This is a genomic window from Serratia sp. LS-1, from assembly GCF_003719595.1.
In the GTDB taxonomy this organism is placed as follows: domain Bacteria; phylum Pseudomonadota; class Gammaproteobacteria; order Enterobacterales; family Enterobacteriaceae; genus Serratia; species Serratia ureilytica.
The window spans coordinates 1,490,411-1,508,353 of sequence record NZ_CP033504.1; the positions used below are offsets into that span (position 1 = coordinate 1,490,411).

20 protein-coding genes and 1 pseudogene are annotated in these 17,943 nt (G+C 59.0%); 13 read left to right on the top strand and 8 right to left on the bottom strand.

Features of this window, described 5'->3' with window-relative positions:
- Complete coding sequence (locus EDY99_RS07310; RefSeq protein ID WP_123061632.1) at nucleotides 1–351, bottom strand: GFA family protein; 351 nt, start codon at nucleotides 349–351, stop codon at nucleotides 1–3.
- 141 nt (nucleotides 352–492) lie between these two features.
- On the opposite strand from EDY99_RS07310, the gene EDY99_RS07315 reads away from it, so the two are divergent.
- The 3 genes from EDY99_RS07315 to EDY99_RS07325 all read left to right on the top strand — a co-directional run bounded on the left by EDY99_RS07315 (nucleotide 493) and on the right by EDY99_RS07325 (nucleotide 2,648).
- On the top strand, nucleotides 493–702 hold the full coding sequence (locus tag EDY99_RS07315) for a hypothetical protein (RefSeq protein WP_004941260.1): 210 nt from the start codon (nucleotides 493–495) through the stop codon (nucleotides 700–702).
- Between the two features lie 152 nt (nucleotides 703–854).
- Nucleotides 855–1,928: an SMP-30/gluconolactonase/LRE family protein gene (locus tag EDY99_RS07320; RefSeq protein ID WP_123061633.1), complete on the top strand. Its 1,074-nt coding sequence runs from the start codon at nucleotides 855–857 to the stop codon at nucleotides 1,926–1,928.
- Nucleotides 1,929–2,003: 75 nt separating this feature from the next.
- Nucleotides 2,004–2,648, top strand: a complete 645-nt coding sequence (locus EDY99_RS07325; protein WP_123061634.1) for a Qnr family pentapeptide repeat protein — start codon at nucleotides 2,004–2,006, stop codon at nucleotides 2,646–2,648.
- Here the strand turns inward: EDY99_RS07325 and EDY99_RS07330 are convergent.
- Complete coding sequence (locus EDY99_RS07330) at nucleotides 2,638–3,261, bottom strand: LysE family translocator (protein ID WP_033642797.1); 624 nt, start codon at nucleotides 3,259–3,261, stop codon at nucleotides 2,638–2,640. The two genes, EDY99_RS07325 and EDY99_RS07330, sit on opposite strands and share 11 nt — an antisense overlap.
- 374 nt (nucleotides 3,262–3,635) lie before the next feature.
- Here EDY99_RS07330 and cspA point away from each other — a divergent pair, with 374 nt between their 5' ends.
- A complete protein-coding gene (gene cspA, locus EDY99_RS07335; protein ID WP_004941268.1) occupies nucleotides 3,636–3,848 on the top strand; it encodes an RNA chaperone/antiterminator CspA in 213 nt (70 codons plus the stop codon).
- A 114-nt stretch (nucleotides 3,849–3,962) separates the two neighbouring features.
- Nucleotides 3,963–4,041 (top strand): annotated as a pseudogene (locus EDY99_RS07340).
- 213 nt (nucleotides 4,042–4,254) lie between these two features.
- On the opposite strand, the gene EDY99_RS07345 reads toward EDY99_RS07340, so the two are convergent.
- Nucleotides 4,255–4,932, bottom strand: a complete 678-nt coding sequence (locus EDY99_RS07345) for an isochorismatase family protein (protein WP_016928046.1) — start codon at nucleotides 4,930–4,932, stop codon at nucleotides 4,255–4,257.
- Nucleotides 4,933–5,185: 253 nt separating this feature from the next.
- Between EDY99_RS07345 and EDY99_RS07350 the strand changes: the two genes are divergently transcribed.
- On the top strand, nucleotides 5,186–5,614 hold the full coding sequence (locus EDY99_RS07350) for a universal stress protein (protein ID WP_033642798.1): 429 nt from the start codon (nucleotides 5,186–5,188) through the stop codon (nucleotides 5,612–5,614).
- A gap of 314 nt (nucleotides 5,615–5,928) precedes the next feature.
- The gene (locus EDY99_RS07355; protein WP_016928044.1) at nucleotides 5,929–6,684 is read left to right on the top strand and encodes an SDR family NAD(P)-dependent oxidoreductase; all 756 of its coding nucleotides are present in this window, start codon (nucleotides 5,929–5,931) and stop codon (nucleotides 6,682–6,684) included.
- A gap of 43 nt (nucleotides 6,685–6,727) precedes the next feature.
- On the opposite strand, the gene EDY99_RS07360 is transcribed toward EDY99_RS07355, so the two are convergent.
- From EDY99_RS07360 to puuD, 4 genes are read right to left on the bottom strand one after another with little or no spacing between them, the layout of a single operon-like run.
- Nucleotides 6,728–8,008, bottom strand: a complete 1,281-nt coding sequence (locus EDY99_RS07360) for an FAD-binding oxidoreductase (RefSeq protein WP_096242173.1) — start codon at nucleotides 8,006–8,008, stop codon at nucleotides 6,728–6,730.
- Nucleotides 8,009–8,019: 11 nt separating this feature from the next.
- On the bottom strand, nucleotides 8,020–9,516 hold the full coding sequence (gene puuC, locus EDY99_RS07365) for an aldehyde dehydrogenase PuuC (protein ID WP_123061635.1): 1,497 nt from the start codon (nucleotides 9,514–9,516) through the stop codon (nucleotides 8,020–8,022).
- A gap of 15 nt (nucleotides 9,517–9,531) precedes the next feature.
- Nucleotides 9,532–10,089 carry an HTH-type transcriptional regulator PuuR gene (puuR, locus tag EDY99_RS07370; protein ID WP_033642801.1) on the bottom strand — a complete coding sequence of 186 codons (558 nt, stop codon included), beginning with the start codon at nucleotides 10,087–10,089 and terminating at the stop codon, nucleotides 9,532–9,534.
- A complete protein-coding gene (puuD, locus tag EDY99_RS07375) occupies nucleotides 10,086–10,847 on the bottom strand; it encodes a gamma-glutamyl-gamma-aminobutyrate hydrolase (RefSeq protein WP_025302552.1) in 762 nt (253 codons plus the stop codon). The genes puuR and puuD overlap by 4 nt, the downstream gene beginning before the upstream one ends.
- A 219-nt stretch (nucleotides 10,848–11,066) precedes the next feature.
- Between puuD and EDY99_RS07380 the strand changes: the two genes are divergently transcribed.
- From EDY99_RS07380 to EDY99_RS07405, 5 genes are all read left to right on the top strand, one after another.
- The gene (locus EDY99_RS07380; protein ID WP_015377637.1) at nucleotides 11,067–12,485 is read left to right on the top strand and encodes a glutamine synthetase family protein; all 1,419 of its coding nucleotides are present in this window, start codon (nucleotides 11,067–11,069) and stop codon (nucleotides 12,483–12,485) included.
- A gap of 308 nt (nucleotides 12,486–12,793) precedes the next feature.
- Nucleotides 12,794–14,164: an APC family permease gene (locus EDY99_RS07390; protein WP_033642803.1), complete on the top strand. Its 1,371-nt coding sequence runs from the start codon at nucleotides 12,794–12,796 to the stop codon at nucleotides 14,162–14,164.
- A 91-nt stretch (nucleotides 14,165–14,255) separates the two neighbouring features.
- Nucleotides 14,256–15,149, top strand: coding sequence for an aromatic amino acid DMT transporter YddG (yddG, locus tag EDY99_RS07395; RefSeq protein WP_033642805.1), 894 nt, complete (start codon nucleotides 14,256–14,258; stop codon nucleotides 15,147–15,149).
- A 73-nt stretch (nucleotides 15,150–15,222) separates the two neighbouring features.
- Complete coding sequence (locus tag EDY99_RS07400; RefSeq protein WP_033642807.1) at nucleotides 15,223–15,495, top strand: hypothetical protein; 273 nt, start codon at nucleotides 15,223–15,225, stop codon at nucleotides 15,493–15,495.
- A 362-nt stretch (nucleotides 15,496–15,857) separates the two neighbouring features.
- Entirely contained in the window at nucleotides 15,858–16,739 is an 882-nt protein-coding gene (locus EDY99_RS07405; protein WP_033642808.1) for a nucleoside-specific channel-forming protein Tsx, read from the top strand.
- 54 nt (nucleotides 16,740–16,793) lie between these two features.
- Here the strand turns inward: EDY99_RS07405 and EDY99_RS07410 are convergent, their stop codons facing one another.
- Nucleotides 16,794–16,973, bottom strand: coding sequence for a hypothetical protein (locus EDY99_RS07410; RefSeq protein ID WP_033642811.1), 180 nt, complete (start codon nucleotides 16,971–16,973; stop codon nucleotides 16,794–16,796).
- A 442-nt stretch (nucleotides 16,974–17,415) separates the two neighbouring features.
- On the opposite strand from EDY99_RS07410, the gene EDY99_RS07415 reads away from it, so the two are divergent.
- Nucleotides 17,416–17,919, top strand: a complete 504-nt coding sequence (locus EDY99_RS07415; protein WP_123061636.1) for an anti-virulence regulator CigR family protein — start codon at nucleotides 17,416–17,418, stop codon at nucleotides 17,917–17,919.
- Nucleotides 17,920–17,943: the final 24 nt, after the last annotated feature.

Consider the following 17,943-nt stretch of genomic DNA (forward strand, 5'->3'; position numbering starts at 1 on the left):
TCAGACGCTGGCGCCGTCATAGGCGTGGATCTGTAACGCATCCAGCGCGACGTCAGGCACGCAGCGCAGGTTAACGGCGCACATCGCGGCGCCGTCCGGCGCGGTGCCGTAGGCGAAGGGCTGGGCTCCGCAGGTCCGGCAGAACTGATGGCGGATCTTGTGGTGATTGAAAGTGTAAGTGCTGAGCTGGTCCTGACCGCTGTTGAGCGTGAAAGCGCTGATGGGGAAGAACGACAGCAGCAGCCCCTTGCGGCGGCAAATCGAACAGTTGCAGCTGAGGGCTTCGGTCGGCAGTTCGGCGTCTACGGAGAAGGTGACGGCGCCGCAGTGGCAGCTTCCCTGGAATGACATGGCGGTGATCCTGTGGCAGGAGGGCGGGTTTGCCCAGTATAGTGCAATTTATCGCCATTCGGCCGCGCCGGGCGCGGTTTCCTTAATAAATGCGCGGTTTTCTGGTAGGTTAAGGTTTAACGTCATCAAAAGGAGATCGCGATGTTAGAGCATTACTATCCGGCAAACATGGGCGCCGAACCGGTCACGGACGAACAGCACAAGCGGCTGGTGGCGGTGCAGGCGGCGCTGGAGCTTATCAAGGCTACGCTGTCAGACACCAACGATGGCAACGGCGTGGATTTCCAGCTGAAGGCGGCGGAGAAGCACATCGGCCCGATGGCCGACGCTATTCAGGAAGCCCTGAAGTAACGGTTCGCCGTCACGTCAACCGCCCATATCGGGCGGTTTTTTTTGCGCCGATTACTGCGATTTTTTTAGCGGCGTATTGCCTTTTTCCCGGCTGGTGCCGCCGGCGGCGCGACGCTACCCTAGCGATCCGACTCCTCATCAGGTGCACGCCCATGTTTCCCTTCCGCGTATTCTCTTTGTTATTGCCGCAACGTCGGTGCGCTGCCCGGCTGGCCGGCATCGCACTGTTCATCGGCGGCGTTGTGCAGGCGCACGCGACGCAACGCATCGACTTTTCGCCGGATCCCGCCGGCGCTTACCCAGAGGGCGTCGCCTGGAATGCGCGCGCCGGCGCGTTTTTGGTGTCTTCCCTGCGCGGCGGGCAACTTGGCCTGGTTTATCCCGATGGCCGCTATCGGCGTTTTTCCACCGGCAAGGGACTGATTACCACCTCCGGCATGCTGGTGGACACCGAGCGCAACCGGGTGCTGGTGTGCAATGAAGACGTAGGGGTGTCCCTCCACTCTTCGCCCGGCACGCGCAATCGCGTGGCGCAGGTGTTGGAATTTCGTCTCGATACCGGTGCGCTGCAGCAGGTGTACGATCTGTCTTCGTTAAGCCGTGGGCCGACGCTCGCCAACGATCTGGCGCTCGATGCGCAGGGCAATATCTACGTCACCGACAGCTTCCAGCCGCAGATTTACAAGATCGACCGGGCAACGCGCCAGGTGTCGATCCTGGTGCGCTCATCGCTTCTGCTGCCCGCCGACGCGCCTGCGGCTGCGCAGGGCACGCAACCTTATCTCAACGGCATCGTGTATCACCCGGATGGCTACCTGATTGCGTCGGACTACACCCGCGGGCTGCTGTGGAAGGTGACGCTGGATAACACGCCTGCGATAAGTGAAATCAGGCTGCCGCATCGGCTGAAAGGGCCGGACGGGCTGCGGCTCAAAAACGCCAACGAATTGGTGATCGTACAGTCTTATCCGGGGAGAACAGGGGGCATGTCCGGTGACGTGTCGCTGCTCTCCTCGACGGACGGCTGGGCCAGCACGCATATCGTCGCCGTCGCCGCGCCGCCGGGGCTGGATGGGCCGACCGGCGCCGCGCTGCGCGATGGCGAGGTGTGGGTGGTCAACTCGCGTTACCCCAAACTTTTTGCCGACGTCGCTCAGGCGGAAAGCGTCAAGCGCTTCAGCATCGTCAAGGTGGCGTTCGCACCGCCCGCAGCGGATGGCCGCTGAGCGACGGCGGTTGCCAACCGCGCCGGAATAGGATTAAATGCCGCACTGACTGTATAAATAAACAGGGGTGTTGCAATGAGCCTGGCGCTGAAGGGTGAGAAGATCGCGCGTAACCGCTTTACCGGCGAAAAAATTGAAAACGGCAGCTTTATGCTGTGTGATTTTTCGGGCGCCGATCTGACCGGCACCGAATTTATCGGCTGTCAATTTTACGATCGCGAGAGCCGACAGGGCGGTAACTTCAGCCGCGCAATCCTGAAAGACGCGAGTTTTAGAAGCTGCGATTTATCGATGGCCGATTTCCGCCACGTTGACGCATTGGGGTTGGAGATCCGCGAATGTCGCGCGCAGGGAGCAGATTTTCGCGGCGCCAGCTTTATGAATATGATCACCAGCCGCACCTGGTTTTGCAGCGCCTATATCACCAAGAGCAACCTGAGCTACGCCAATTTTGCCAAAGTGGTGTTGGAGAAATGCGAGCTGTGGGAAAACCGTTGGCACGGCGCGCAGGTGCTCGGCGCCAGCTTCAGCGGCTCCGATCTGTCCGGCGGCGAATTCTCCGGTTTTGACTGGCGCGCCGCCGATGTCACCCAGTGCGATCTGAGCAACGCGGAACTGGGCGAGTTGGATTTGCGCGCCACCGATCTGCAGGGCGTTAAAATGGACAGTCACCAGGCCGCTCAACTGCTGGAGCGGCTGGGGATCGCAATCATCGGCTGAAGAGCTGCCTGATGCCCAGGCTGATGATCAGAACGCCGCAGGCGCGATCGATCCAGGCTTTACTGCGTCGGTAGGCGCTGGCGATCGGCGCGTGCGACAGCACCAGCGCCACCAGGCCATACCACAGGCTAGCGACTACCGCGACCTCCAGCAGCATGGCGGCGAAGGTGGGCATGGAGACATGGGCAGGCGCCGCCGACGAAAACACCGCGGCGTAAAAGGCGACGGATTTGGGGTTGGCGATGTTGGTGGCGACCCCTTGCAAGAATGCCGATCTGAAGCCGGAGTTCACCCCACCCGCCGCGCCGACAACCCCTGAGCCGGGAGCTGCATGGGCGATCAGCCGATAACCGAACCAAATCAAATAACCTGCGCCGGCCACTTTTACCGCCAGCGCCAGCCAAGGGAACAGGGTGAAAATCATGCCGACGCCGAGCAGGGCGCTGCTCGCCCAGAACAGGTTGACCAAGACAATACCTGCCACCAGAGCGAAAGCCTCGCTGCGGCGCGCGGAAACGGCTTTGTGTGCAACGGCGACAAAGTTGGGGCCGGGGATCACCACGCCGACAATATACACGGTGAAGACGGCGAGCACGGCTGGCATATCAATCATCGGTTAACGGCCTGTAAGAAGGGGGAACCTAGTTCTATAATGAATCGCCGGTATGATCCAGCAGTGCGAAAAAATTTTTTCATAGGCCGTTAGCGGCAGATGCAGGCGGTGCTTTGCGGTAATAAATTTATGAGGCAGATGAATATAATTTAAAATATATCTTGCTTAAATAATTTAGCTGTGTGTAAATAGCGTCATCGGTTTGTAGTACAGACCTTATGAAAGCAGTTTTAGTAAAGCAGTTCTCAGTATTAGCGATATCCCTCAGATACCTCTTCTTCCGCGAATTCTCTTCTCTAGTGCCCCATAAGTTTCCAATAAAAACAGACCTCTATCGCCCTATGGCGTCGCAAAAATATAAAGGAAATATCTCTATGTCCAATAAAATGACGGGTTTGGTAAAATGGTTTGATGCAGGTAAAGGCTTTGGCTTTATCACCCCGGCAGACGGCGGCAAAGATGTGTTCGTACACTTCTCCGCTATCCAGAGCAACGATTTCAAAACGCTGGACGAAGGCCAACAGGTTGAGTTCACTATCGAAAATGGCATGAAGGGGCCTTCTGCCGGCAACGTAGTCGCGTTATAATTTTCGGCCGAGGTGCAATTTCTTACGACAGCGATGATGGTTTAAGCCGGAGCAGTTAAGCAATGAAATCCTCAGCCTGAATAAACTCCGGGTTCGCCCGGAGTCTTTCTCGATACGTCATTAGCTCAGCAGGAAGAGCGGCAGCGAAATTATTCGTTGGCGGACTGGGGTTCGATTCCTCGATGACGTTCCAATAATTAATGATTATTGGCAACAGAAAAACAGATTGCCGCAGAATTAATAACGCCGCGTTTCAGTCTATTTTTCTGTTGTGAAAAAGTCGCGCTTAGGCTGCGTAATGTTGGAGTGTGGGATGGACGCTTACGCCATAACATGACAGCCGGGAAAGTCACCGGCACACGATTAATAGCCCCGGCCTTGGCCGGGGTTTTTTATGCCCGCGATCTTAACGCTGCGAGTCCAGCAGTTCGTTATTTTTCACCACGTCCTGCGCCTTGAGGTAGCTCTCGATCAGCAGCTGATAGGCCGGGAAGATTTTGGTGTAGACCTCGGCCCACTGCTGAGCGTCGGCGCGGTTCCAGCTGCCCTGCAGCTCGGAGGCGACGCCGGCGGTGTCGATCGGCACCACGCCCGCCTGTACCACGCGCGCCAGGGTAATTTCCTGCGCCATTTTCGAGTAGGTGCCGGAGGCGTCGATCACCGCGAAGACCTTATAGCCTTCGGCCACCGCGCTGATGGACGGAAAGGCCATGCAGACGCTGGTGATGGTGCCGGCGATGATCAGGGTTTTGCGGCCGGTGGCTTTGACCGCCGCCACGAAGTCCGGGTTGTCCCAGGCGTTGATTTCCCCTTTACGGGCGACGTATTGCGCGTGCGGCGCATTCTGGTGAATCTCCGGGATCAGCGGGCCGTTGGGGCCCTGCGGCACCGAGGCGGTGGTGATCACTGGCAGTTTGCTGAGGGTGGCGATGCTGGCGAGGGCGGCGGCGCGAGCGCGCAGTTCGGTCATCGGCATATCGGCGACGGTCTGAAACAGACCGCTCTGGTGGTCGATCAGGAGCATGACCGCGTCATTAGCATCAATAACAGGACGCTGGCCGTTGAAGTTGGCTGGAGTGCTCATGGTATTTTCCTTTTCTCGTCGTGAGGTCAGTGGGTATCTTCTTTGATTGATAAGGCTGAAACTCAGCACTTGCCTACAGTGTAGAGAGAGGAGATAAATCCGGTAGAGCCTAAAGCCGGGATGCATCGTTCCATTAATAGAACGACACTGCAGCAGGCGAGGGGGCCGGCGCTGGGCTAAACTTAAGGTGCATGAGAAACATGCGGCAAGGAACGCCATCCTGTTCATGGGTTTGACGCGGAGGGCCGCCGTCATGGCTTATCAGCATATCGTTGTCGCCACGGATCTCAGCGAAGACGCCGAGTTCCTGTTGGGCAAGGGCGCCAGGCTGGCCGCCGCGCTCCAGGCCAAACTTTCACTGATTTATATCGATATTCACCGCGCCGGTTATTATGTCGATCTGGGCGTGGGAGATTACAACTACACCGATCGCACGTTTTCGGAGCGGGTGAAGAATATGCTCAATGCGATCAAAGGGCAGTCTTCCTATCCGGTGGAAGAGGTGATCGTCAGCCGTGGCGCATTGACGGAAGAGCTGAATCGGGTGGCGAAGGAAAAAGGGTTCGATCTGGTGATCTTCGGCCATCACCACGATGTCTGGAGCCGGCTGGTTTCTTCGGCGCGTCAGGCGATCAATGAGTTGAACGTCGATCTGCTGGTGATCCCCATCGAGAAAAAATAGTCGCGGCCGCCGGCGGGCGGCTGCTTTTTTCATTCGCATCGCTTATCTCTGAGCGGCCATAACCGTCTATCCGCAATAATCCCGCTTGCTGACAATCCGCCAGGAAAATAGTGACTGGCCGCAATTTTATTATCTCCATCAATATGTTGGCCAAAATCCGATAAAGATTAACCCAGCGCATTGAAATGACTCGCATACCTCCTTTTGGTTAATAAACCGCACGTTTTGACTGGCTCTCAGGGAGCCTGCGTCTTATCCTCGGGGCAATGAGATTTGTATGACTTATATAAATGCGTTTACATGGAGGAGGTCTCATGCGTTTTGACAATAAAGTCGTGGTTATCACCGGTGCGGGCAATGGCATGGGGGAAGCGGCGGCGCGGCGTTTCTCCGCCGAGGGCGCCATTGTGGTGCTGGCCGACTGGGCCAAGGAAGCGGTAGACAAGGTCGCCGCTTCGCTGCCGAAGGGCCGCGCGATGGCGGTGCATATCGACGTTTCCGATCACGTGGCGGTTGAAAAAATGATGAACGAGGTGGCGGAAAAACTGGGCCGCATCGACGTCCTGCTGAACAACGCCGGCGTACACGTGGCGGGCAGCGTGCTGGAAACCAGCATCGACGACTGGCGTCGCATCGCCGGGGTCGATATCGACGGCGTGGTGTTCTGTTCCAAATTCGCCTTGCCGCACTTGCTGAAAACCAAAGGCTGCATCGTCAATACCGCATCGGTGTCCGGCCTGGGCGGTGACTGGGGCGCGGCCTATTACTGCGCGGCGAAAGGCGCGGTGGTTAACCTGACGCGCGCCATGGCGCTGGATCACGGCGGTGACGGCGTGCGCATCAACTCGGTCTGCCCGAGCCTGGTCAAAACCAACATGACCAACGGCTGGCCGCAGGAGATCCGCGACAAGTTCAATGAGCGCATCGCGCTGGGGCGTGCGGCGGAGCCGGAAGAAGTGGCGGCGGTGATGGCGTTTCTGGCCAGCGACGACGCCAGCTTTATCAATGGCGCCAACATTCCGGTCGATGGCGGGGCGACCGCCTCGGACGGCCAACCGAAGATCGTCTAAGCGTTAATGCGCAGGCCCGGCCATCATGACTGGGCCTGTTGTTTTAGACGCCGATGCGATCGCGCAGCGTGTAGTAGGCCGCGCCGATGGCGGTGAACGGGATCTGCAGATTGCGTCCGCCGAAGAACGGCAGGTGCGGCAGCTTGGCGAAGGCGTCGAAGCGTTCGGCGTCGCCGCGCATCAGCTCGGCGATCAGCTTGCCCGCCAGATGGGTACAGGTCACGCCGTGGCCGCTGTATCCCTGCATGTAGTACACGTTATTCTCCAGCCGGCCGAACTGCGGCATGCGCGACAGCGTCAGCAGGAAGTTGCCGGTCCAGCGATAGTCGATACGCACCCCTTTCAACTGCGGGAAGGTCTTCAGCAGCTTCGGCCGGATCAGGTTATCGATGTCGTCCGGATCGCGCGCGCCGTACACCACGCCGCCGCCGTACAGCAGACGATGATCGGCGGTGATGCGGTAGTAATCCAGCAGGTAGTTGCAGTCCTCCACGCAGTAATTCTGCGGGATCAGCGCCTGCGCTATCTCCGGCGCCAGCGGTTCGGTGGTCACCACCTGGGTACCGCACGGCATGCTGCGCTTGGCCAGCCGCGGCTCCAGCTTATCGCCCAGATAGGCGTTGCCGGCGACGATGACGAAGCGCGCCTTCACCTGGCCATTGGCGGTGCTGATGAGCGCCGGTTCGCCGTGGCGAATGTTCGTCACCGCCGATTGCTCGAAGATGCGCCCGCCCTGCAGGCGAATCGCCTCGGCCTCGCCCAGCGCCAGATTGAGCGGATGGATGTGGCCGCCGCTGTGATCGAGCAGCGCGCCGACGTAACGATCGCTGGCGATCTCCTGGCGCACCCGGTCCGCGTCGAGCAGCTCAAGCTGGGTATTGCCGTAGCGCTCCCAGTTGCGTTTTTGCTCGATCAGTGCATGGAACTGCTTGTTGTTCAGGGCGGCGAAGATGCCGCCGGGGCGGTAGTCGCAGTCGATGGCGTAGCGGTTGATGCGGCTGCGAATGATCTCCGCGCCTTCGAACATCATGCTGCCGAGCAGGCGGGCGCTTTCCGCGCCGTAACGCTCTTCAATCACATCGATGTCGCGGCTGTAAGAGTTGACCAACTGACCGCCGTTGCGGCCGCTGGCGCCGAAACCGATGCGCGCCGCTTCCAGCACCACCACGTTGTAACCGGCTTCCACCAGGAACAGCGCGGAGGAGAGGCCGGTATAGCCGCCGCCGATCACGCAGACGTCGCATTCGATCGATTCATTCAGTTGCGGATAGGGCTGATGTGCGTTGGCCGTGGCCGCATAATAGCTTTTTACGTGTTCAGTCATGATGTAAGCCCTTATTCCAGCGATATCCAGGTGGTTTTCAATTCGGTGAATTTGTCCAGCGCATGCAGCGATTTGTCGCGGCCGTTGCCGCTTTGCTTGTAACCGCCGAACGGCACGGTCATGTCGCCGTCGTTGTAGTTGTTGACGAACACCGTACCGGCCTTCAGTTGGCGCGCCATGCGGTGCGCGCGCGCCAGATCGCGGGTCCAGACCGCGGCACCGAGGCCGTAGTCGCTGTCGTTGGCCAGCTGCAGCGCCTGTTGCTCGTCGTCGAACGCCGTCACCGCCAGCACCGGGCCGAAGATTTCATCGCGCGCCACGCTCATGGCATTGTCCACCTGGGTGAGGATGGTCGGCCCCAGATAACCGGCGTGGTCGCCCTGCGGATGGTCGCGCCCGTCGAGGAACAGCGCGGCGCCCTGGCTCAGCCCCCGATCGATATAGCCGGCCACTTTCTCGCAGTGGCCGCTGTCGATCAGCGTTCCCATCACCGTGTCGGGATCGAGCGGATCGCCGGGCACGAAAGCCGCCGCGTGTTTGCGCAGCGCCTGCAGGAACGCTTGCTCTATGCTCGCTTCGACCAGCAGGCGAGTGCCGGCGATGCACACCTGCCCCTGATTGTAGAAGATGCCGGCGGCGGCGCTGCGGGCGGCCTGATCCAGATCCGGGCAGTCGGCGAAGACGATGTTGGCGCTTTTGCCGCCGGCCTCCAGCCAGACACGCTTCATGTTTGATTCGCCGGCGTAAATCATCAGCTGTTTCGCCACCAGCGTAGAGCCGGTAAAGGTGAGGGCGTCGACGTCGCGGTGCAGCGCCAGCGCCTTGCCGGCGTCGTGGCCGTAGCCGGGCACCACGTTCAGCACGCCGTCCGGCAGCCCGGCCTGTTGCGCCAGTTTGCCGAGCAGGATGGCGCTCAGCGGCGATTTTTCGGAGGGTTTGAGCACCACGCTGTTGCCGGCGGCCAGCGCCGGGCCGAGCTTCCAGCAGGCCAGCAGCAACGGAAAGTTCCAGGGCACGATGGCGCCGACCACGCCGATCGGCTCGCGTTCGATCAGCGCCAGCGCCTCGCGACCGGTAGGGGCGATTTCGCCGTACACCTTGTCGATCGCTTCGGCGTACCAGCGGATGCAGCGGATAGCGCCCGGCACGTCGTCGCGCAGGCTGTGACGAATCGGTTTGCCGGTGTCCAGCGTTTCCAGCAGCGCCAGCTCTTCGTGATGCTGTTCCATCAGCTCGGCGAAGCGCAGCAGCGTGGCTTTGCGCTGCGCCGGCACGGCCTGGGCCCAGTCGCCGCGTTCAAAGGCGGCGCGCGCCGCGCTGACCGCCCGATCGATGTCGGCGGCTTCGCCGCGCGCGACCTGCGCCAGCTCACGGCGACCGGCGGGATCTTCGACGGCGAAACGTTTCCCCGCGGCGGCCGGCTGGTAGCGGCCGTCGATAAACAGCTGGTGCTCAATCTTCAGGGCCTGCGCCCGTTGTTGCCAATACTGCAAATGGTGAAAGTTCATGCCTGGCTCCGTTGATCAGAATGTCGTCGGCGTATGGGCGCTGATAATCCGGCAAATGCGCGCCGACGTGTTGCTGAAACTGTGGGGAATGCCGGTATTGATGGCGTAGCTCTGCCCGGCCTGCAGGTGATAGCTCTGGCCGTTGACCTGCAGCACCACTTCGCCTTCCAGCAGCGTGCCGATCTCTTCCCCTTGGTGTTTGATGCGCTCGCCGGTGGTGGTGCCCGGTTCGTAGGTCTCGATCATCATTGCCAGCGTGCGATTCGGATCGCCGTTATGGATCAGCTTCATCGATACGCCCTGGCTGCCGATCTCGATCAGGTCGTCGCTGTCTATCACGATCTGCGGCTCAGCCGGTTTTTCCGGTTCGGCGAAAAACGCCGACAGCGACAGACCGTATACCGTCAGCAGCTTTTGCAGCGTGCTGATGGCCGGGCTGACCTTGTCTTGCTCGATAGTACTGATGGCGCTGTGGGTTAACCCAGACAGTTCGGCGACCCGGCGCTGCGACAACCCTAATTGTTGACGGATCTGCGACAGACGTTTTCCCGGTGCCAAGCTGACGTCGCTCATGGGCGTTTTTCCTTTTGATAGTTCCGACAGGCGGTAATGAAACCATCAAACAACAGGCGCGATAGGGCATACTCGTCGCTGTTCCACTCCGGGTGCCACTGCACGCCGAGCGCGAAGGGCTGATCGCGCACGCTGATCGCCTCCACCAGCCCGTCGGCGGCGTGCGCCTCGATGCGAACGCTCGCGCCCAGGGTTTTGGCGCCCTGGCCGTGCAGCGAGTTCACCCAGAATCTGTTGCAATCCGGTATCAGTTGCGAAAGCAGCCCCCCTTCCTGAACGATGACTTCGTGGGCGGGGGCGTATTGCTGTTCCAGCGGCAGGTCGTGATCTTCACGATGCTCCAGCAGCTCGGGCAGTTCGTACAGGCGGCGATGCAGGGTGCCTTGGGTGGCGACCACCATCTCCTGCATGCCGCGGCAAATGGCGAAAAGGGGAATGCGCCTGTCGAATGCCTGGCGGATCAGCGCCAGGCTCAACGCGTCTCGGCCAGGATCGGCGTCAGGCTCATCGCCGTTTTCACCATAAAGGTGCGGCTGCACATTACTGGGGCTGCCCGGCAGCAAAATGCCGTCGAGGCGCGGCAGCAGTTCTGCCAGCATTTCCGGCTCCGCCAGCGCGTGCGGCAGGGCGATCGGCAAGCCGCCGGCGGTGATAACGGCATTCAGGTACTTTTCTTGCAAGGTCTGTGTGAGGTGCCCGTTTAACCTATACCTGCACATGACGACGCCAATGACTGGTCTGTTAAATATATTGTCCATGCTATCCCCTTGGTACGTTCGAAATTATGAACGATAAGCTTCTCCACCGCCGATTTCGTTCAATATTCTATAAATCTAGCAGTCGATTGGCCAATATTCAAACCAAAAGTAACACTTGCAAAACAAATTTGTTTCATCTACGTTTCAATTGTGGGCATTATATTGAACAATACGGTCAATAAACATCGACGACAGCAAAACACAAACGGCGGGTGAACCATGCAGACCAACATCGTAGAAGTGGAAAACTTTGTTCAGCACAGTGAAGAGAGACGAAGTAGCGCGTTCCAGCGCGAAGTGAAGAAGTACCTGGAACGTTATCCGTTAACCCAACATGTCGACGTCCTGTTGACCGATCTGAACGGCAGCTTCCGCGGCAAACGCATCCCGGTCGGCGGTCTGAATAAGCTGGAAAAAGGCTGTTACTTCCCGGCGTCGGTATTTGCGATGGATATTCTCGGCAACGTGGTGGAAGAAGCCGGGTTGGGGCAGGAGCTGGGCGAGCCGGATCACGTGTGCGTGCCGGTACCGGGCACGCTGACGCCATCGGCGGCGGATCCGCAATATATCGCGCAGGTGCTGCTCACCATGTTGGATGAAGATGGCACTCCCTTTGACGTTGAACCGCGCAATGTGCTGAACCGAGTGTGGCAGCGTTTGCGTCAGCGCGGGCTCTCCCCCGTGGTAGCGGTAGAGTTGGAGTTCTATCTCATCGATCGTCAACGCGATGCGGAGGGGTATCTGCAGCCGCCGTGCGCACCGGGGACCCAGGAGCGCAACACCCAAAGCCAGGTGTACTCCGTCGATAACCTGAATCATTTCGCCGACGTGCTGAGCGAGATCGACGAACTGGCGCGCTTGCAGGGCATTCCGGCGGACGGCGCGGTGGCGGAGGCGTCGCCGGGGCAGTTCGAGGTCAACCTGCACCATACCGATGATGTGCTGCAGGCCTGCGACCATGCGCTGGCGTTGAAGCGCTTGGTGCGCATGGTGGCCGAGAACCACAATATGCAGGCGACCTTTATGGCCAAGCCGTATGAGGAGCACGCCGGCAGCGGCATGCACGTGCACATCAGCATGCTGAATGCGCAAGGCGACAACGTGTTCGCCGATGACGACGGCGAAGATTCGGCGCTGCTGAAACAGGCGCTGGCGGGCATGATCGCCCTGATGCCGTCCTCGATGGCGCTGCTGGCGCCGAACGTCAACGCCTACCGCCGCTTCCAGCCCGGCATGTATGTGCCGACCCAGGCCTCCTGGGGGCATAACAACCGCACCGTGGCGCTGCGCATTCCCTGCGGCGATCGCGATAACCACCGGGTGGAGTATCGCGTGGCGGGCGCCGACGCCAACCCGTATCTGGTGATGGCGACCATTCTGGCCGGCATCGTCTACGGCCTGGAAACCGCATTGCCGCTGCCTGAGCCGGTGACCGGCAACGGGCTGGAGCAGGACGGGCTGCCGTTCCCGATCCGCCAGAGCGACGCCCTGTACGAGTTCGAACATCAGCCGGTGCTCAATGCATTGTTGGGCGAACGCTTCAGCCATGTCTACCTGGCCTGCAAAACCGATGAGCTGGTGCAGTTTGAGCGCCTGATCACCGAAACCGAGATCGAGTGGATGCTGAAAAACGCCTGATCCCGCTCACCCTGTGACTACCGCGCGCGTCCGGCGCATTTCATCGGCTCTCCTGTGGCCGGCGAGGCTGCGCGCTGCGGTACAGAATTTCTTCTATCACGGCGTACAGGACGCCGACGAGGAAATAACCATGACTCAGTCATCCCCCTGCGCAGACGTTTGCCTGTGCCGCAGTGCCGACGGGCCGGTCGCCGGCCGCCCGACAGCGATCCCAACCCGTTTTTACCGCCGCCTGAGCAGCAGTTTCCCTGCGGCCTCTCTGAATGACGTTGCACGGTTGACAGCAGAGGACCAAAAGGGGAAATGCCATGACGACTAAAGCCATCGACGGCGGCCAGGCGGGCAAACCGCAGCTGCGCAAATCCCTCAAGCTGTGGCAGGTGGTGATGATGGGCCTGGCCTATCTGACGCCGATGACGGTGTTTGACACCTTCGGCATCGTCTCCGGCCTCACCGACGGCCATGTGCCGACCTCCTACCTGCTGGCGCTGGCCGGCGTGCTGTTCACCGCCATCAGCTACGGCAAACTGGTGCGCCAGTTTCCCACCGCCGGATCCGCCTACACCTATGCGCAGAAGGCGATCAACCCGCACGTCGGTTTCCTGGTGGGATGGTCGTCGCTGCTGGACTATCTGTTCTTGCCGATGATCAACACGCTGCTGGCCAAGATCTACCTGACCGCGCTGTTCCCGGAGGTGCCGCCCTGGGTGTGGGTGGTGGGCTTCGTGATTCTGATCACCGCCATCAACCTGAAAAGCGTCAATCTGGTGGCCAACTTCAATACCCTGTTCGTACTGGCGCAGGTGGCGATCATTCTGGTATTTATCTACCTGGTGGTACGCGGCCTGCACAACGGCGAGGGGATGGGCACGGTGTGGAGCCTGCGGCCGTTCCTCAGCGAGAATGCGCACCTGCTGCCGATCATTACCGGCGCGACTATCCTGTGCTTCTCGTTCCTCGGCTTTGACGCAGTCACCACGCTGTGTGAAGAGACGCCCGACGCCGCCAAGGTGATCCCGCGCGCCATCTTCCTGACCGCGCTGTACGGCGGGGTGATCTTTATCAGCGTGTCGTTCTTCATTCAGCTGTTTTTCCCGTCCATTCAACGCTTTCATCAGCCCGACGCCGCACTGCCGGAGATTGCGCTGTACGTCGGCGGCAAGCTGTTCCAATCGATCTTCCTGTGCGTGACCTTTATCAACACGCTGGCCTCCGGCCTGGCGTCGCACGCCAGCGTGTCGCGCCTGCTGTACGTGATGGGGCGTGACAACGTGTTCCCGGAGAAATTCTTCGGCTATATCCACCCCAAATGGCGTACGCCGGCGCTGAACGTACTGATGGTCGGGTTGGTGGCGTTGTCGGCGCTGTCATTCGATCTGGTGACCGCCACGGCGCTGATCAACTTCGGCGCGCTGGTGGCCTTTACCTTCGTTAACCTGTCGGTGATCAGCCACTTCTTTATTCGCGAAGGGCGCAACAAAAGCTGGAAGGATCGCTTCAACTTCCTGTTCCTGCCGTTGGTGGGGGCGCTGACGGTGGGGGTGCTGTGGCTGAACCTGGAGAAAAGCTCGCTGACCATGGGGCTTATCTGGGCGACGCTGGGCTTCGGCTATTTGGCCTGGCTGACCCGACGCTTTCGCCAGCCGCCGCCGCAGTTGGAGCGGCAACCGCAGCAATAAATTCACAGGCGGGAGTTTCCCGCCTTTCTTTTTGGCACGTGCGGCAGTAGAGTGAAAAACCTGATAAAAAATAACCTATTGGACCTGCCTTATGCCCGCTTTGCCCTCGCGTACCCGTGCCACGCTGTTCGGTTTGTTGGCCATCGTGCTGTGGAGCAGCGTCGTTGGCCTGATCAGAAGCGTCAGCGAAGGGCTGGGGCCTGTCGGCGGCGCGGCGATGATCTACAGCGTCAGCGCGGTGTTTTTGCTGGTGGCGCTTGGCGTGCCGAAATGGCGCAGCTTTCCGCGGCCTTACCTGATCGTCGGCAGCCTGCTGTTCGTCAGCTACGAGATCTGCCTGTCGCTGTCGCTCGGCTACGCCAATACCCGCCTGCAGGCGATAGAAGTGGGCATGATCAACTACCTGTGGCCCTGTTTCACCGTGCTGATGGCGCTGGCGCTCAACGGCCAAAAGGCGAAATGGTGGCTGCTGCCGGGGCTGTTGCTGTCGCTGTTCGGCATCGGCTGGATCATGAGCGGCGAGGGCGGCTGGTCACCGGCGCAGATGCTGGCCAACGTGCGCAGCAATCCGCTCAGCTATACGCTGGCGTTCAGCGGCGCGGTGATCTGGGCGCTGTATTGCAACCTGACCAAGAAGATCGCCCAGGGCAGCAACGGTGTGGTGCTGTTTATCGTGCTGACCGCGCTGGCGCTGTGGCTGAAGTACGCCTTCAGCGCGGAAAGCGGCATGCAGTTCAGCGTCGGCGTGACCGTGACGCTGCTGTGCGCCGGGGTGGCGATGGGGGCGGGGTATGCCGCCTGGAACGTCGGCATTCTGCACGGCAACATGACGCTGCTGGCGACCGTCTCCTATTTTACCCCGGTGCTGTCGGCGGTGTTCGCCGCGCTGGTGCTGCACACCTCGCTGACCGTCAATTTCTGGCAGGGCGTGGCGATGGTTACCCTGGGTTCGCTGATCTGTTGGCGGGCAACTCGCGGAAATTAACGGAAATTATCCGCCATCGCCGCAATGTTGAACTAGAATTTAACTAGCCATGTTGCCTGAAGGAACGACGACAATGAGAAGTGACATTCAATTTATTCAGCAGCCTGAAATCGACGTGCATCATTATGAGCGCGGCGATACCGTGCGCCTGACCACGGCGAATTTGCGGCATGAATATCAGCTCGATGTTTATATTTTGCGCCGCGATGACAAGCTGATTTACGGTTCGGTCGTCGCGGCGGCGCCCAAAACCGATATTCCGGTCGCCAGCTGGGAGGTCAAAAACGGTGAAGAGGTGGCGTTCCGCCAGGAAAACATCGCCAAAGCGGTGCCGGCGGTAAGCTGATTTCACGTTCCGCACTTTCTCCTGATGCTGATGAAGGCCGACGCTTGCGCGTCGGCTTTTTCTTTTCCACCTCGTGATGACGCCCTGATGTCATTTGGCTTAAAAACTGCGCTAAAAAACGCGACACATGACAAAAATCACAGCGAATGTGAATTTGCATGAAACATAATTTGACAAATGTGAACGCAATCGATTACCTATTCGCGAAATGCGTAACTGGATCACAGATTCTTACAGTCAGTGGTTTCTATAATGCGCGCGTCATCCGAGTTTCTGTGTGAAGACAACGCCAGGTGTCGACAGACTCATTGTCATCTTTTCTAAACGGGCAGGAAATGGCCCTTTAAGCATGTGGTAATAAAATGAAAAAAATAGCTCTCGCAGCAGGTGTACTGCTCGCAGCGTCTTACAGTGCATCATCAATGGCTGATAGCAAAGACAGTCAATATGTCTCCGACTGGTGGCACCAGAGCGTTAACGTGGTGGGCAGCTACCACACCCGTTTCGGGCCGCAACTGAATAACGACGTGTATCTCGAATACGAAGCCTTCGCCAAGAAAGACTGGTTCGATTTCTACGGCTACGTTGACGTGCCGAAGTTCTTCGGCGTGGGCAATACCCCGGACCGCGGCATCTGGGACAAAGGCTCCCCGCTGTTTATGGAGATTGAACCGCGCTTCTCCATCGACAAGCTGACCGGCACCGATCTGAGCTTCGGTCCGTTCAAAGAGTGGTACTTCGCCAACAACTACATCTATGACCTGGGCCATAACGCCGACGGCCGTCAGAACACCTGGTACATGGGCCTGGGTACCGATATCGACACCGGCCTGCCGATGAGCCTGTCGATGAACATCTATGCCAAATACCAGTGGGAAAACTACCAGGCTGCCAACGAGAACAGCTGGGACGGTTACCGCTTTAAGGTGAAATACTTCGTGCCGCTGACCCAGGTGTGGGGCGGCAATCTGAGCTACATCGGCTTCACCAACTTCGACTTCGGTTCCGATCTTGGCAAGGACAGCCATTGGGTTGACGGCACCGGCAAACAGGTGCGCACCGGCAATTCTATCGCCTCCAGCCATATTTTGGCGCTGAACTACGATCACTGGCACTATTCTTTCGTGGCGCGTTACTTCCATAACGGCGGCCAGTGGCAGGATGGCGCGGAGATCGGCACGCCGCAGGGCCCGATCAAGTCTACCGGTTGGGGTTACTACCTGGTGGTCGGCTATAACTTCTGATTTTCCGTGTTATCAGAAACAGAAAACCCCGCCTGGCGGGGTTTTTTTTCGTCATCACTGGGCTTGTTCTACCGGGAGATGCCTCACCGGCATAAACAGCCTGCCTTTGATCACGTGACATTCATTATTTATCCAACTAATGATTTGTTCACGGCTGACGCCTTCCGACTGCGCGTAACGATGAAGATCGCCGTTAAAGTGCCGAGTGATGTATTCCATGAGGGTCATTTGCACGTCTTTTGCTCCTGAACGCCCACCCGTTGCCAGCCTGGCCACCGCGGGAGGTTAAGGTTTCTCAGACAGCGAATGTAAATTATCGGCAACGAAATCTCAACATAAAGCACCAAATAGGAGCGACGCCGGTGGGAAAAAGAATCCCGCACGGAAAGGCGGGAAGTGTTCGATATTATCATTCTGGATGATAAGAATAAGATTTGAGGTGCGACGAAAAAGAGCACGCTAACTCTTTTTTGTTACCGTCCCACGCTAGCGGAAGGCTTATTTTTCTTCAAGAAAAATCGGGGGTAGATTTCGGAATTCTCGAGGCGTTTTGCGCTAAAACAAGAGAGTGGCGCGAATGCCGTAAAACCGCACTGTCATCTCGGAGTTTTCCTTATACTTTGCCCGGAAAAGGCCAACTATAGTAAACAGAGTCCCCCACGCAGGAATACACAACATGAACAAACGTCGTACGACTCTCACGGTGTTGGCACTGATTGCATCGCTGGGGTTGTCATCCGCCCCGGCCATGGCCGACAAAGGCGGCAATGGTAACGGCAACGGCAACGGGCATGGCAACAGCGGCAATCACGGCAATAACGGTAACCACGGCAACAACGGCAACAACGGCAATCACGGCAACAAAGATAAAGGCGACTATAGAGACTATAGAAACGACGACAATCTGGTTTCCGTCAGCCTCTCGCGCGACCGCGCCCGTTCGCTGGCGCACACCTACGGGCTGACCGGCTACCGCTCGTTGCCGCCGGGCATCGCCAAGAATCTGGCGCGCGGCAAACCGCTGCCGCCGGGCATCGCCAAAAAAATGGTGCCGTCTTCGATGCTGCGTGAACTGCCGCAGTATCCGGGTTATGAATGGCGCATCGCCGGCGACGATCTGGTGCTGGTCGCGCTCAGCACCGCGATTGTGGCTTCCGTCATCAACGGCGTGTTCGATTAACGCCGGTTGGGTCTCATCGGGCCT